Source organism: Pedobacter caeni, assembly GCF_900129215.1.
In the GTDB taxonomy this organism is placed as follows: Bacteria; Bacteroidota; Bacteroidia; order Sphingobacteriales; family Sphingobacteriaceae; genus Pedobacter; species Pedobacter caeni.
In genome coordinates this window covers 1,059,258-1,075,843 of the sequence record NZ_FQUQ01000001.1, presented here as the reverse complement: position 1 = coordinate 1,075,843, position 16,586 = coordinate 1,059,258, and the positions used below count along the sequence as shown (strand labels likewise).

Genomic DNA, 16,586 nt, shown 5'->3' with positions numbered 1-16,586 from the left:
TTCACCAAAAGGCATAAAAAAAGTCATTATGGCCCAAAAAAATAATGCTCAAAAAACTGTATCATCCCAATTGGCACAGGAATTCATGAATGTAAATCCAGGTATAGACATTCATTCAGTGGACCTTTTCGATAAGTCCACCTTGAAAAAATTAAAACTCAGCTCACCAGCCAAAGCGGCTACGGTGAAAGCGCTGCAAACCCAGCAACGGTTAGGAAAGCTCCATTCCAGCAATGATGTGGTGCAGGCCCTGATGAATAAAGGCATCACTTCTGCCAATCAGCTCGCCGTCATCCCCAGGGAAAAGTTCGTTAAGGAACATGCAGATGATCTCGGACTGGAAAAAGCAGCGGCAGTAGAACTGCATAAACGTGCCACCGGTCTTCGCAACAAGTCCATGCACCTCTGGGCATCAGTAAGGGGTACGGTCGCCTCGTCGTTTTACCAGGGTTCCGTATTGAACAACGTCAGTTCTGATGTCGAGAAAACTTTTTCGAATCTGCCCAGCTACCAGGACCTTTTTGGTACCCTGGACTTTTGCAGGTGCGACGAATGCCGTTCCATCTTTGGTGCAGCAGCTTATCTGGTCGATTTGCAGCGGATCATCTCAGAATACGTTACCAAACCGAACGAAAAAACCATCGCCAGGGAGTTTTTGTTTACCAGCCGCAGGCCGGACATCGGAGAAATTGAACTGACCTGTGCGAATACCAACAACCTTGTTCCATATCTTCAGATCGTAAATGAAAGGCTCACCGCCTATGCCCAGTCTTACCTGGGCAAGGCCAGTCCGGAAGAGGTCATAGAGGCATTGGCCACCACGCTTGTTTATCCCATCGAGCTGCCTTTTAATTACCCGCTGGACCAGATTCAGGTCTTGCTGAATCAGGCCGAAGCACCTTATGGTGCTATCCTGACGGCCTGGAAGCAAGCGGATAATGTGGCTGCCGCGCGTGGGCTCAGCCTCTCACCCGAACAACAGCAAATTATCATCACTCAGCTCACAAAACCGGAAGATATCGCTCCTTTTTATAATGTAACAGATATCGTCACCCTTAAAGATGCTACGACATTTATCGAGAAAAGCTGGATCAACTTTGCAGAACTGACCAGGCTGCTGGATCAGGACCTGAATGACCTGGAAAAGGGAGCAGGATTACAAAAGAATTTTTACATCAATGAAGGCTTAAATGGCAAGTGGGTAAAACTGGAACAGCCAGTGGCGAATGGCCCTTATGTACTCACCAATATGGATGCAGCGCCGCTTGACCAGATCAACAGGATTAAACGCCTGGCCATTGCGATTGGCGTCACGATAACCGATACTGATTGGGTGCTGCGTTGCCTCAAAAATGGGGCGGCTCCCGCATTGAACGACGAGGCCATCGTTAACCTTAGTCGCTTGCTGGACTGTGCTTCGCTTCTGGATATAGACCTGGCTACGGCTTCTGTACTGTCTGGGCCCATCAAAACTTATGGTAAAACAACAGATGGAAACAGTTCTGCTTTTGACACGCTTTTCAATTCTTCGGGTGTAGTTGCAACCAAACCAGCTTATCAACCCTCAGGAAATCCATTAAATCCCCTTTATAAATCCGATCCGCTCAAATGGACACCGGAAAATGCCGGGGAAGACAATACCGCATCCATCAACAGGATTCTGCCCGGACTTGGCCTGAGTCTTAATGATGCCAATATCCTCGGGAAATACCTTTACGGAGCCACTGAGGTCCAATTGACAGTGGAGGTGATTTCGGCCTTATACCGACATGCTTTACTGAGCCAGAAACTCCGTATAAGCATGGCTGCCTATGTGCTCTTCTTAAAAGTCATAAAACTGGCTACTCCAACTGCACCAACTGTTGCAGACCTGGAGAACCTCATTAAAACGGCCATCTGGATGGACGATAGCGGGGTAAACTCTTATCACCTGGATTACATCATGAATGGAAATCTGAGTGTTTATGTGAATCCACGGTATCAACCAGACAAAGTCGATGAATGGTTACGTACCCTTTGGATAAACGTAAAACCCAATACGCCTGAAACAGGCAATGACATCACCTCTAATATCGCTATTCTGTTCGGGGCAGATGTCCCGCGGATTACCGCTATATTGGAAATGAGCCTGAAAGCAGTGACAAAGCCTGCAGGAGTAACCACCTGGGAAGACGGCTTTATGACTGCGGATGCAGATGGAATTACCCCAAAATATGGCGATTATGTACGTGCCGTTTTGCAATGGGTTTCCCGCTGGCTCACACTTTCCGACGATCTTGCCCTTCCTGTAGAAATCGTCACCAACACCTCCTCATATCCGGCGGCATATGGCCTGCCTGCTCAGTTTGATGCGATCAGCCTTACATCCATTCAATGGATCAACATGGTGCAGGTCATGATGGTTGGCTACGGGGATGCACAGCAAAACCTCTTGTTATACATTTCCCTGGCTTCGCAAAACGCAGCTGAGTCCGATCAGCTTAAGGCCTTGCAAAATGCAACGGGCTGGTTACCGGCAGAGGTTCAAAGCCTGCTCACTGGTCCTCTGAAAGCAGATACCATCATCTGCCAGAAATTGCAGGACCTCCAGATTTGCCTCACACTGATGAAAAAACTGGCTGCAAATCCGGAATTGATGAACAGCCTGGTCTCACTCGCAACAAAACCGGCACTGGGAAACTGGGCCTTATACAAAAAGACCTTCGGGCAATTGATAGACAAGGTAGCCGGGCTGTATGGCCAGGGCTGGCCACAGGTTTGGGCCACACTTTCAGGAGATCTGGCGCTGCACCTGCGTGATGCTTTATTACCGCTGGTGCTGGCCGAGCTGAACACCGATTACAAGGACATCACTGCAGACCGTAACGTATATGAATTTCTGCTCACCGATGTCGAAATGGGACCCGAAACGAGCATTTCCTACATAAAAGAAGCCTTGAATGCCTGCCAGACTTATTTACAACGCTGCAGGTTGAGGCTGGAACCAGGTGTACTTGACATGAGTTACATCCAGGAAGCCTGGTGGGAATGGATGATGAACTACAGGGTTTGGGAAGCGAACAGACAGATCTTCCTGTATCCGGAAAATTACCTCATTCCAACATTGCGCAAAAATGTGACCCCTCAGTTTGAAGAGCTGTCCAAAACGCTGCAACAGGGTGATATCAACAAGCCTTATGTAAATACTGCCTTCAGCAATTATATCAACGGGTTTTCTGCGGTAGCGGAGTTAAAACCGGTAGATGCTTACCGGAGTAACATTGATAAAACCGATCGGATTTATCTGCTGTCACGATCCAAAACCGATCCTTATGTTTATTATTATTGCGAGCAGCCGGAGTCCATGCCATGGACCCCCTGGACGCAAATAGACCTGACCATCAATTCGCCGAATTGCAGCCTGGTCTATGCCTTCAACAGGCCATTTATATTCTGGGTAGAAATCACAAAAAACAATACCTCATCCGTGTCTGGTAGTGGCGGATCCGTGACCACCAATAATAGTCTCGTCTATACTGCAACGCTGAAATACTCTTTCCTGAATGAGACTGGAAAGTGGGTTCAGCCTCAGACACTGGTAGACCAGGAGGTGATATACTCCAACGCAGATGACAGCAGGAAAATCAACCTGATGAATTCTCCGGTCTTTGAGGGGGATTTTAACCTGAACAACTCCAGCTGGAACAAAGTCTTTGCCTTCAGCGTAAATGCTGACAGCTATGTGAACGCTCCTTCCTTTAAGGCAGGTTCTGAACGGCTGGTGGTCATGTATGGACCAAATATAGCGAATACCTCTTCAATTGTGGACGCAGAAAGTTCAGCGCCAACAACAGATCCGAATGCAGCTGCCTTCTGGGCAAACCTGCATTCCAGGGCCGAAGACCATAACAGAATGATCGTGGGGCAAAATACGGGTTACCTGTCCTTAATGCAAACGCGGGTCATCAATGTGAGCCTCGACCGGGACGTCCTGGTTCATCGCGAAGAATTCATCATGACCGACCCTTATCTGGCTAACGGTCCTTTATCGACCATCAGGGCAGAGCTTCAAAGCTCAGGAGAGATTATGCAAATTTCTCATAGCGCAGAAGCCATCAACAGCAACCGCCGGGCGCAGGACGATAGCAGTCTGGATTCGACCAGTCTGGCCACACCGCTGGATGGCGATTCTTTTATCACTACCGGAATCTCAGCCGATCTCAGCACCAAAATTTTTGTCGCCCTGAAAACGGCAAAAGTAATCGACGATAACGGAATGGTGATCCCGGCGGCTATGGTAACCCTCGACCTGTATAAGTCTTTGCAAAGTATCCTGGCCTATAATGTTTTTGGACCGATGCAGTTTCCGGCCATCCTGCAGGTGCTTTTCAATCACATGGAAGCAACACCATTGTTTGGCCAGGTGATGGGAGGCAGTATCGTGCCGGTGGCCACACAGCCAGGCTGGTTCATGTTTACCGTAAGTGATGAAATATTCCTGCTCATCCCTAAGCCAAAAACTCTGGGGCAAACCGCCTTCAGTACTTTTGCAGAAAGCCTGCGCATTGGTCCTCCGCTGATCAGCACTGCATTTGCAGTCATGGTGTATACCGTTTATGAACCGACAGAAAAAGAGGATAGCATCAGCGTTGACTTATCGGTCAAAATATACGACAGATTAGTGAAGTATAACTTACTGGTCAACGGGCGGCCTACAGCCGAAGCCACATGGGCCAACTTTGAAAATACACTTGATTTCTTCGTTGAGCTGGGCGATATGACTGATGCTCAGGTGGGATATGTATACCGTGCTTTTATCAATGCGTCCATCATTTTCAAATACAGTTTCGTACCGGTGGGGGTCACCGAAAGTGTTTCGGAGGATATATTCAAGGCCCTGATCAAATTCAGCATCATTGATCCGACAGGAAGGATAAACGATGCTTACCTCAACGGGCAGAACCTGATGACTGCCCTGGGAAATCTGCTCAACACCAATAAATTATCTCAGTCGCAGATCGCTTCAGTATTTAAGATCCTGGCGACTTGTCCGGAGGCAGTTCAGCTCAACTATGCCAATGAGGGGGATGCAAAAAATAACACGAAGACTTCTGAATTTGTGTTTGATGTAGTCCGGTTGTCTACCGGTGCGGTCAACAAGATCAGCCGTGCCCTGTTTGTTAACGGGGTAGACGAATTGCTCAGCCTCAAAACACAACAGATTCCTGTAGTCCCTGTACTGCCATTCGACAGGTTTGATCCCTCTACAAGCAATCTGCAATGGCCTGCCGCATTGGATGCGACACAGGTAGACTATGATGGCTTATACGGACAGTATTACTGGGAAATCTTTTATCATATTCCCATGCTGGTTTCCTATACCTTGAAGATCAATCAGAAGTTTCCTGATGCAACCACCTGGCATCAATACATTTTTAATCCCACCAGCCGGGAAGATTTTGTAACCCCGGAAGCGCTTACGCGCGACTCTGAAGGGAATATTCCTTTGCAACAGGCCACTGGCATTGTAACCAACCTTAAGAACCATAACATTGGAGACCCTCCGGCACCAATACTTAATGCTGCCGGCGAAGTAAACCCTGAATTCAAAGCTACTACAGACCTCGGCTTCCTTAAAGTTCAGGATCCGACGCTGAGCAGCGATCAGCTGTTGATGGTTCGTAATGAGCTGTTAAACTATCAGCTCAATGCGCCTTCAAGTCATTACTGGCAATTCAGACCTTTCCGGACACATAACCTGGAAAGCCTGCAGGAGATGTTGTCAGATAATAATCCGGCAATAAAAGTTTATAACGACGACCCTTTCGATCCTTTTGCAATCGCAAGGCTGAGAATCGGTGCATTCGAAAAAGCCACGCTCATACAGTACATCGATAACCTGATTGCCTGGGGCGATCAGCTATTTACCGAGGATACCTGGGAATCCATCACAGCCGCGTATATGATTTATGTATATGCCTACGATCTGCTGGGCCCGCGTCCACAGGAAGTGGGCGTCTGTAAAGGCGAAAATGTGGTCTTAAATTTCAATGAGATTGCGGCCAAATATCCGAATGGTATTCCACAGTTCCTGATTGAACTGGAACATTTTACCGGAACTGGTACAGGTTCGGATACCGCAATGCTCAGTCATGCTTTCAACGATTTGAATGTCTATTTCTGTGTACCGGAAAATGCCAACCTGATGAGCCGGTGGGACCTTGTGGAAGACCGCATGTATAAAATCAATCACTCTCTGAACATCAATGGAATCTTCAGGCAATTGCCACTCTTCGAGCCGCCGCTTAACCCCTTAGACTTGGTCAGGGCAGCTAAAGCAGGCAATAATATACAGTCGTTAAGCAGCTCAAAACCACAGCTTTCTCCTTATCGTTATACCTCGATCAGCAGTGTATCTGCGATGTTATGCAGCACGTTGATCGAACTGGGTAATGGAATGTTGAGCGCTCTTGAAAAGAACGATGCAGAAGGCCTTTCTGCCCTGCAGGCAAACCAGCAGGGACAGATCCTGGACATGACCACCAGGATAAAAGAAGACCGGATAGCCGAACTTAATGCCAACATATCAGGCCTTAACGAGTCGCTTGCTTCGGCCAATTTCAGACAAACCCACTATAACGATCTGATTGATTCAGGTCTGAGCGGTTTTGAAAAAACCAGCCTTGAAGCTGCGGCTTCCGGACTTGCATTTAATATCCTGGCCGGGATCAGTAAAACTGCTGCCGCGATCGGTTACGCAATACCACAGGTAGGATCACCGTTCGCAATGACTTATGGTGGTGTTCAGGTAGGTTCCATGGTCAATGCGGCATCCGGAGCATTTGAAATTGGTGCAACAGTAAGCGCCTTCGTATCACAACAAGCGGCCACCATGGGTGGATATGAGCGTCGTACTCAGGATTGGAAGCTGCAGAGACAACAGGCCACTTACGACTCTCAAAATATCCAGCAACAGATCGAAGCCGCAAACTATCAGCTGGAATCTGCACAGCAGGACCTCAGCATTCACCTCAAATCGATTGAACAAAACAAGGTAGTGGAAACCTACCTCAAGAATAAGTTTACCAACCGGGAGTTATACCAATGGATGATAGGCAGTCTTAGTGGTACCTATTTCCAGACCTATGCTTTAGCTCTCGAAGCTGCAAGGCAGGCAGAAGCGTCCTTCCAGTATGAAATGAACAGCACACAACGCTTCCTTACATTCGACTATTGGGATAGTCTGCATAAAGGACTTACCGCAGGTGAAGGACTGAGGTTATCGCTGAACCGTATGGACAGTGCCTTCAGGGCTGGGGATGTACGCGCATTGGATGTGGTGAAAACCATTCCGCTTTCCGTACTGGCACCGGATGCCCTGCTCGATCTGATCAATACCGGGAAATGCACCTTCCAGTTTACAGAAGCATTGTTCGATTATGATTACCCTGGTCAGTACGCCCGCAAAATCAAAACGATTTCTGTTTCCATTCCTGCGGTTCTGGGACCATATCAGGAGGTTAAAGCCATCCTGAAACAGACAAAAAACTATGTCGTGTTGAATGGCACCTCCATTGCCGCTGTAAAATACCTGCTGGATAACAACAACCCAAAACCTGCGGAAGGCCTGCGCGAAGACTGGGGAGTGAACCAGATGATCGCGCTCTCCAAAGGTGTGGACGATTCGGGATTGTTTGTACTCGATTTTCAGGAGCCCCGCTACCTTCCTTTTGAAAACACCGGTGCGGTGTCAGACTGGGAGCTGAGCATGCCTAAGGAAACCAACAGGTTTGATTTCAACCAGTTGTCTGATGTGGTCATTACGCTAAAATATACCGCATTTTTCGATCAGAAACTGGAAACAGATGTAAAAGCTGAATTGGCAAAAGTGCCTTTAACAGGTGGTATCCTCATCAGCAGCAACATGCAGAGCAGCGCCTGGCTAGCTTTCCTTATGGATACACAAGATGCCACCAAACAGACGCTTACCATTAAAAATGATCCGGCGCAAATGGGCTATTTCAAGACGTTTGCGTACGACACGATCATTCTGCAACTGGAATTGGCTGCGGGGGTAAACATTGCAAATGGTGCAACATTCCTCAAGCTGGCAATAGATGCCGGCCATGAGGCCAGTCCGCCGCTAAACAAAGGCCAGGGGACCATCGCGGGCATCAACTGGGACGCCAAAAAACTTCCTGTCAGCTGGAAGCTGGAGTTCGACCTCAGCAGTGACACCATTAAGCCCCTTTTAAAAGACGGACATATTGATGGTGAAAAGCTGTTGAACGTCCAGGTGATCGGGTTGTATCAGGCGAAAGTATATTAACACAGTTTTCTAATTAATTCAGATTTCACATGAAAGAAAATATAAACGAGAACAGGCTCAAAGAGCAATGTATCGAGATGGCAGCGATCCTGGGACTGGATGTGCCGGTGCCGGAAAAGGTGCTGCTCACAGCATTGGCCGATCCGAATTATGCACATCACCTCCTTGTGGTGCGGAATGAAACAGAGTACCTCAATTATCTGCTCATGCATCCACCTGCAGTGGCTGAACAGGTGGCTATTGACATCCCTACACCCACATTGCTGAAAAGGGCAGCCCAATCCTTGCTGAAATGGGCAGGGACAGGTTTTTCTACCGTTTCAAATGAAACTTATGAGCGAAGGGTCAATGCCTGCAAAACCTGTCCGAATCTCCGTGTGCCTTCATCAGATCAGAATGCCCTTTACAGCATCTCGGGTGCGATGAACCATAAATCAGTGTGTTCAAAATGTGGCTGTGTGGTTAAAGTAAAGGCCAGGAGGGGTACAGACACCTGCCCGGATAAACATCCATTTAAAGTAGGAGAGAACCGATGGGAGGAAGAGTATTTAGAAACCGAAAATAATTAATCAATCAAATAATCATCACTAAAACAAAACAAAATGGGATACGATCCGAATGTTTGCCTGCAAAAAATCAAGGACAAAGGTCGCATAGCGTGCGACAGTCTTAACCTTCCTTATCATTGTGATACACTCACCGGTGTGGGTGGAGATTACCATGATGAATGTGTAGATGCCGGAATCATCTACTTCCAGGTAAAAGTTGCTACCTGCTGGAATTCTGTAACCAATACGAACAGGTATTTTCCACCTGCAACCTATTTCAAGGAGTGTGATGCACTGCATCAGGCAGATCCTGCATGGCAGCAGCGCTGGTGCTATTGTTGCTGCGCATGTTTTGCCAAGGATACGCTGGTTGCAGTTCCTGGCGGCTATGCCGAAATGTACACCATTCCTAACGGTGCAAAAGTACTCACCAGGGGCGTAACCAACCCCGACTGGAAGGAGTCTGTTGTTAAATTCAGTATGGGTACGGGCGAAGGAGCCCAGCCTTTTATGGTTTACATTGGCTTTGAAGACTCGGTAGTGAGAGATCTGATCTGTACTCAGGAACAACCTTTTCTGCTTGCAAACGGTAAATTCACTACGGCCAATAAGCTGACACCAGGAATGCAACTGGTTGACAAAAATGGTGCCCCGGTTGAAATAAAATTTGTGAGCCTTGGTACTTACAACGGCGGTGTACATCACATCGCAACTGATAATCCATGGAGCGGTACCCCAGACGGACATCTGATTCTGGCTGGTGGCGTCGTAGCCGGAGATTTTGAAATGCAGGTGAAGTTTGGCGAGCTTCATGCCTCGCTTAAGCACGATGTAGATAACGTTCATGCGGTAATAGGAACTGAAGCTTACGAAATCGCCTTAAGAGCGGAAAATGCCCAGACTCAGTTGTCTTCCACACATTTCGAATTCCGCTACAAGAAAAATAAAGATGGGGCAGAAGCGCCTAAAGCGTTGGGCAATGGTGCTTTCAAAACCTATACTCGTGTCGCATCAATTCTTCCGATTGGTGCACAATCTTTATTTACCGAGGATCAGGCTAAGGAAATACTCGCCAATTGCCAGCAGGTTCCGCTTTCGGATCCTACCCCTAAATATTTCTACGACACTGCACAAATACAGCTGAACGGTTATTTTCCTGACATTGTATTTTATCTGGATGTCTTCGATATGCTGCCAAATGTATATGCATTTGAAGCCTATGGAAAGAAAATCGTACAGGTTTCAGGCGGACTTGCAAGGTTGGTTGATTTCAACTTTGAAGGGCTGCTGATGGCGATGGCACATGGAGTTGGTTGTTTCTATGGAGGAGAACCTAAAGTTCTTTTCGGATACACTGCAATAGGACAGGCCGATCGTTACGCCTTCGGAAATATCACCGGCAAATTATGGCTGGGAGACCCTGCATTTGGTTATATCAATGCTGCAATCCAGCAATGGACAATGCTGTTTGGTTATATTAAAGACCATCGCGGAGGAAGTGATCCAATCACAGATCCATCTATCAGTTGTCGCCTGGAAGTGATTCAATCTGCACCATTTGGTGGTGGTTTACCTCCATGTGCAGGTGGCACGCCTCCTAAGCTGATCGATTTACAGGTTGCTCAGGCGGCGAATCTGGATAGTGTGGAGTTGATTTTCAACCTGCCAATCAATCCTGCAACTGCAGACGACGTTTCCAACTATACTTTTGTACCAGAGGTAAAAGTACTGGAAGCTGTACGCAGTTCAGAAAAGGATTTTGCTGTGGAACTTACGGTTAAACTGGAAGCAGGAGTAAATTATAAGGTCACTGTAAAAAACCTGAAATCTTCATTGGGTACCGGCATGGATCCTGCACACTCACAGGCAGAATTCCAGGCACCGGAAGAATAAAGATTTTTAAAACTGTGTTATTGCGTAAGAGGAGGTCAGATGGCCTCCTTTTACGTTTTCAGATCAAACGGATGCGGATTCTTATCAGGAATTCATTAGTTTTAAAAATGCAAATCAGTAAAAAATTAACTTTCTGTATCTTATTATTTTGTGCAATAGGATGCCAGAATAGCGCTTCAAGAGTAGAAACGGGCAGTACAAAAGATACCGCTGAGGTTCAAAAACAAAAGACTGGCTCAACAAAGTCAAATGAAATAAAAGATTACATTAAGGACTCAATGGTGATCAGCTGTGGCTCGGGTTGTGCGATGAGTTATTCCCCGGAAAATATCAGCTCAAACGATGCCACTATAAAAGTGAAATTCAGGGTAGAAATGTTTATAGATGAGTCGGTGTCAGATACTTATGATGAAACTTATATTTTCTCTTATGATGCATCCAATAATTTAGAAAAAGTACAACAGGAAGGTAAGTCCGAAAATGTTTTGGAAAACCTAATGCCTGCTGCTCAGGACTCTTTTAGAAAATTTGGAGAGAATTTGATAGTGAATAAGAACAAAACCTGATTTCTGCTATTCTGTCTTTTTTGATCAACCATAAACAAGCATATGATGATAAAACGAAAACAAACTTTTGTGGTAGCTTTAAAACTATCATTAATACTTCTGATCGTTTGTGCTGTCAACAAATCCATCGGCAGAGAAACGATGCAAGGCGAGAGCAAAATTCTTAAGACCGGTTGGTATTACGTTGTTGATGGCCCTAAAGGTTTCAAAAGACAATTGGATAAGTCGGAAGAGCATTGTTTTATAGACAAAACCGCAATTGTAACAGCAAGCAACTTCAACAGTTTTTTAATTGATGGAAGCACTTTGAATGCGCCAAAATATAAATATCGGTTGGTTATGGAGCTTGACTTAGCAGGAGCAAAGCTTATGGGAATCGCAACAAAGAAGTCGATTGGGAAAAAACTTGCATTTATTCTTGATAACAAGCTCTTGTATGTCGTAAGTGTAAGGGATCAGGTCGATAATGGTATAACGGTAATGGATCGGGGGATCTATTCAAAAGAAGAACTTGAAAAATTCAAAGCAATGATCAAGGCTGAGCACTAGTTCATTTATGCTGCGGCTCAATTAACGCGATACAGGCCGAAAATTTGATTGCAATACCTTCTTCCAGCAACCATACCAACCGACCTGCTTCCGGTGCAACAATTTCAAGCGAAACTTTGTCAGTACTTACCTCACAAATCACCTGATCTTTCTTAACAATCTCCTCCAATTCTATTTTCCACTCGCTGATGATCGCTTCATCATTCCCTGAGCCTAAAAAATCGCCTTCATTCAGGACGACTTCAAAGCTATGTGGAAATTTAGCTTTAACATGGTTATATGCGGGTAAAAGTGGGCGGGGTTTTCTCCAGACCGTTAGTCCGAATTGCGTATCAATTTTCAGATAGCCTTCAGAAATTTTTCTGGCTGATTCGGCTTGAATGGCTTTCAGGGACTTTTCTTTCTCTTTCTTGATCAACGCGTCCTGCTGATTAAAAAAGGAGGTGTCGCCCTGGAGAATATTAGTAGCATAGGTCATCAGGTAATCAGCATATCCAAAAAGCTGGTCGGTCTGATTACCAGTAACAGGTGTTGCAGGTTTTCGCTTTTTGATGAGTTGATGAATGCCGTATAAATTACTATCCCGGGTATTCATTCCAAAACAGACACCTGTATTCATGCCCCAGTTGATGCCCTCCACCCGGATTCGGATCTTACTATTCGAAAAGGTTACCTGAAATAAGTTATCTGTATCTTGTAGGGTGACATTTTCTTCCTGTAAACCGAAGCGGTCACAAATCGCTGCAAAGGCTTTTCTTGCCTCATTCCTGAAGTAGTTAATCGCCTCAGCATGTCGTTTATTATAGTCCTGCATATTGGTGATGGAAGGTAAAGATTATTTGTCAATCATCGTATGATCTATTTTCATGATATACTGGTCAATCCCCTTACCAAATCCATCCTGAATTATATCCACCGTTTTAAAGCCATTTTTTTCATAAAATGCGGCTGTATGCTGTGAGGTCTCTATTTTATAATTTTTGGCAGGATATAATTGCTTTAACAGGTCTATTCTATATTGTGTAAACACTTTGCCTATTCCTTTCAAATGGTATTGGGCATGCACCATTCCCCAGGACAGGCCCGCCTCATCAGTTGCCTCATTCAGAAATATTCCCCCACAGGCTACTACCTGCTGATCATCTTTGACAACAAAGTAGTTATCCTTAATATCACCATCTAAAAAAGCTTCAAAGAATTGCAATTCTTCAGGAGCAAAGAATTTGGGTAAATTGCTTTTAAAGATTTCAATACATCTCTCTCTGAAAGCCGGTGTGTATTTAATAATAAGCATGAGCATTACGGATTAACACGGCAAGATACAGTAAATCCTTTACCCGGCTATTTACCGGTAAAGTCGTATAGTCCTTGCATTACACCTTTTAGAAACTGATCTTTATGATCAAAGAAGTAGGCAGTAACGAGAAATAGAAAGCAAAGCAGGTTGATCCAATAAGTTCTGGATTTATTGTTTCCATTGGGCGTGAGCATCAAAATAAACTTTTCCATTTTAATGATATTTAAGTTATTCGTAATCTACGGTTTATCTTTAGTAATTTAATATTATTTTTAAATAAAATTTAGCAACCTGGAATCCGTTGGGTGCGACTGGTTCTTGCTCCACCTGAAGTTCCTTTATCAATAAACCTTTAATCTCTTGCCACAATTTATCATTGACAACGATTTTTTTGATCACATTCCTATAGTACACATCACTCTTAAATTCCTGTTCAGTTTTCTTAGCAAAAGCCGGAGGTAAATACTGCGCCAGTCAGCTAAGGGTAAATCAAATATGGGCTAAACTACTACGAATGTAGATTCAATGTTCAGCTATACCAGTTTGCCTGGCAAACTCCTGTTGTGGTCTGTATATTTATTAAAAAATAAGCACGATGTACAAGCATCCATTTATTCTCCTGATTTTGGTAGCCGCAGTTCTGCAGCCTGAGTGTAAGGAGTAAACAAAAAATAAATACAGAATATATTAATATCTTCGGGAAAAGGCAGGTGTTCTGCTTTCAATAATGGATAATAAAATGATAAAAAAGACACTTCTGTGTATGACAACTTTATTCTGGACCTCTTTCTCCAGTTGCCAGGAGAAAAAAGAACCTGATTTCATTCAATACGTGGTTCAGCCTGAGGTGGAGATCGGAAAGAACACCGATTTTTATGTGCGTTTTGCAATGAAACCAGATCATGTCTCATCGGCGACCGATCAGATCAAGGGATTGACCTTAACCGATGGCTTAAGCCGGATCTCAGATAAGATAAATGAAAGTGAGTCTACTGATGAAAATGGTAAAGTGACGTCGTATTTTCATTTTTATACTTATGCACGTCCTGAAAAATTGGGAAAGATCGATTTTCCGGTGTTGACCATGAAAGTAAAAGGGAAGGAATACAAAACGCGCCCATTTTCTATCAATGTGGTTCAGCAGTTAAAAGTGGGCGCCGACGCTGTTAAAGTGGCATTAACTTCGGATAAAGCGGTGTACAGTCTTAAAGATACCATTGCCATCAGCCTTTATGAATACAGCCGGTTTATAAACGTTAAAAGGAAGAAAAACATGGCAATTAAGGGATCTGTGACCGGAAAAGATAATGAAATCACGATTTCAAGTGAACCAACGCTGGATGATATTGCTGGTATTAAAGGCTTTGAAGACTATCTAAAGCAGAACTTTGAATTGGTCAATTTCGATTGGGACGCAATGGGGGATCGCAAGAGCATTGAAATTATTAACGGTATCAGCTATGTGAAAACGAAAATTTTCACGACCGGTCTTGTGCCTAAAAATAAGGGTGAGTTTAAAATAGAACCAAGCGAGTTTGAATACCATGTGTATAAAAGTAATACAGACTATTTTAGCAAATTTGAACCTCAGGATAGCGGCGGTTACAAGGTAACAGACAAGGGGGCAACGCAACTTCAGATTAAATCCCAGGCCCTTGAGTTTAAAGTAAAATAAACATGAGCGACTTTTCATTTTTAGCACAGCATAAGGTCTCTGATGAATCCCAGGATACTGACCATGATATCATCATCTATCCTGTTGGAGAAGAGGACATTAAAATAGCGATCGAAAAGTTAGAAACTAATCTGCCAGTAGAACTACATCAGTTCTATCAACAATGTGGTTACGGTTTTTTCAACAGAAGTACCGGAAACATCAATCGGTTCATGGATCCATTTTCTTTAACTCAAATAAATCTTAAGTTGGATGAATTTGAATTTGATCCTGATTTAGAGGTATACCAAGATCTTTATAACCATGATAAACTTTTGTTTTTTGAAGTAAATGAAGGACTATATCTGGCGATGAATAAAATTGACGATGGGGGAAAGAATGCAATCTATTGTATGGATATCAGAGTTTCAGATGCTCTGGTTGATTTTTTAAAAGCATTTTTAGAAAACCCAGACCTGCTTAATGAACTTTAATGAATTTTATGAAAAAATACCTGACACTCTTTTTTTTGTGCTTCCTGCTTGTAAATTCTGCCAATGCTGATTCTTCCTTTTTACCAGGATTAGGATTTACCAAATTATTCGAAAATGACAGTATGATTCAGTCCGCTTCAAAAAATGGTATGGCAGAAGAACCTTTTATGAATTACCTGAATTCCGATCATAGCCTTGGTGAAAAGGCGACCTTGATTTCGGCTCTGGCCAGTTATTTTGAATGGAAAGATGATGACGGTACTGAGGAATACTTTACCAGGTACAGACAAGCATATAAACAGTTTGTCGAAAGCAAATACAAAACCACAATTGAAGACCCTAAAGTTCCGGCAGAAACACGTTTGCTTTATTGCCTGCTTACTGATTTTGGAACTTCCAGCCCCTCAAGAGAAAAATACAAAGCCCTGGCTGCTGAATTGCCCAAAAGTCTTACCGCACAATCTGTAATGGTCATTGCTTATGCATATGATATTCTCTATAACGACAAAAAACAATATGCGCTCCTTTTGGATCTGGAGGATAATTACATAAAGCCTTACCGCGCAACTTATGCCCGGCTTAACGGAGATATTCCACTTGGTGTGGCGGAGGATTGTGTATTCGAATTCCTGCCTTACACCCAAAATTGTGAGGGCAAACTTGCCTGCTTGTGTGAGATCAGTAACAAAGAAGGATTACCCGGTTGCCTGAGCGAGCTTGGCAAAAACTATCTGAACAAAATTGTAAATAAAGAAAGCCTTCCGCACATGGCTACAAGAAGCGATTGGGAAGAACTGAAACCTTTGGCTATGGAATGGATCAAAGCGGAAGGAGTGGTCATTGATGGGTTGAAACTCAGCCCGTTTGAAAAAGAAGCATTACGCTTCCTTCTTATTTCCCAAACCTATAACCTGATGTGCAGCTATAACGCGTTGGCTTCTTATTCAGGTGATGGCTTTAGTGGTAAAATTAAAGAAAATGCGGCTGCCTGTAAAAATCAGCCAGACTGTATATTAAAGAAAATAGAGCTGGAGGAAAAGATCGCATTGCAGAAAGCAGGAGTAAAGGCTGATGACCTGGCAAGATCCAAGGAACAGCAAGTGCGTTTTTCACAATCCCTATCCAAAGGCATGGGACAAGACGCTATTGCTTCTGCTGCCAACAGCACTGAAGGTGGTGATGTTTATTTTGAAGACCATATATTGCAGCTCCGTACCATCCTCTATTACTATATCCTGCATGCTGATAAGATCATGGAAATCTATTAACTAAAACCA

11 protein-coding genes are annotated in these 16,586 nt (G+C 44.3%); 8 read left to right on the top strand and 3 right to left on the bottom strand.

Features of this window, described 5'->3' with window-relative positions; genetic code table 11:
- Window positions 1-28 precede the first annotated feature (28 nt).
- The 5 genes from BUC20_RS04550 (at window position 29) to BUC20_RS04530 (ending at window position 11,864) form a co-directional block, all read left to right on the top strand.
- On the top strand, window positions 29-8,308 hold the full coding sequence (locus BUC20_RS04550; protein WP_073227968.1) for a Tc toxin subunit A-related protein: 8,280 nt from the start codon (window positions 29-31) through the stop codon (window positions 8,306-8,308).
- A gap of 29 nt (window positions 8,309-8,337) precedes the next feature.
- On the top strand, window positions 8,338-8,877 hold the full coding sequence (locus BUC20_RS04545; RefSeq protein ID WP_073227966.1) for a hypothetical protein: 540 nt from the start codon (window positions 8,338-8,340) through the stop codon (window positions 8,875-8,877).
- A gap of 33 nt (window positions 8,878-8,910) precedes the next feature.
- Window positions 8,911-10,749 (top strand): hypothetical protein, encoded by a 1,839-nt coding sequence (locus BUC20_RS04540; RefSeq protein WP_073227963.1) that lies wholly within the window; start codon window positions 8,911-8,913, stop codon window positions 10,747-10,749.
- A gap of 107 nt (window positions 10,750-10,856) precedes the next feature.
- Entirely contained in the window at window positions 10,857-11,315 is a 459-nt protein-coding gene (locus BUC20_RS04535) for a hypothetical protein (RefSeq protein ID WP_143166696.1), read from the top strand.
- Window positions 11,316-11,357: 42 nt separating this feature from the next.
- Window positions 11,358-11,864, top strand: a complete 507-nt coding sequence (locus BUC20_RS04530; RefSeq protein WP_073227958.1) for a SecDF P1 head subdomain-containing protein — start codon at window positions 11,358-11,360, stop codon at window positions 11,862-11,864.
- A gap of 1 nt (window position 11,865) precedes the next feature.
- Here the strand turns inward: BUC20_RS04530 and BUC20_RS04525 are convergent, their stop codons facing one another.
- The 3 genes from BUC20_RS04525 to BUC20_RS33875 are packed head-to-tail and all read right to left on the bottom strand — an operon-like array spanning window position 11,866 to window position 13,373.
- Window positions 11,866-12,678 (bottom strand): lipoyl domain-containing protein, encoded by an 813-nt coding sequence (locus BUC20_RS04525; protein WP_073227955.1) that lies wholly within the window; start codon window positions 12,676-12,678, stop codon window positions 11,866-11,868.
- Between the two features lie 21 nt (window positions 12,679-12,699).
- Window positions 12,700-13,158, bottom strand: a complete 459-nt coding sequence (locus tag BUC20_RS04520; protein ID WP_073229473.1) for a GNAT family N-acetyltransferase — start codon at window positions 13,156-13,158, stop codon at window positions 12,700-12,702.
- 47 nt (window positions 13,159-13,205) lie between these two features.
- A complete protein-coding gene (locus tag BUC20_RS33875; RefSeq protein WP_159441053.1) occupies window positions 13,206-13,373 on the bottom strand; it encodes a hypothetical protein in 168 nt (55 codons plus the stop codon).
- Window positions 13,374-13,924: 551 nt separating this feature from the next.
- Here BUC20_RS33875 and BUC20_RS04515 point away from each other — a divergent pair.
- From BUC20_RS04515 to BUC20_RS04505, 3 genes are read left to right on the top strand one after another with little or no spacing between them, the layout of a single operon-like run.
- A complete protein-coding gene (locus tag BUC20_RS04515) occupies window positions 13,925-14,836 on the top strand; it encodes a BatD family protein (RefSeq protein WP_159441052.1) in 912 nt (303 codons plus the stop codon).
- 2 nt (window positions 14,837-14,838) lie between these two features.
- Entirely contained in the window at window positions 14,839-15,309 is a 471-nt protein-coding gene (locus BUC20_RS04510) for an SMI1/KNR4 family protein (RefSeq protein WP_084528527.1), read from the top strand.
- Window positions 15,310-15,317: 8 nt separating this feature from the next.
- Complete coding sequence (locus BUC20_RS04505; protein ID WP_159441051.1) at window positions 15,318-16,577, top strand: hypothetical protein; 1,260 nt, start codon at window positions 15,318-15,320, stop codon at window positions 16,575-16,577.
- Window positions 16,578-16,586 lie beyond the last annotated feature (9 nt).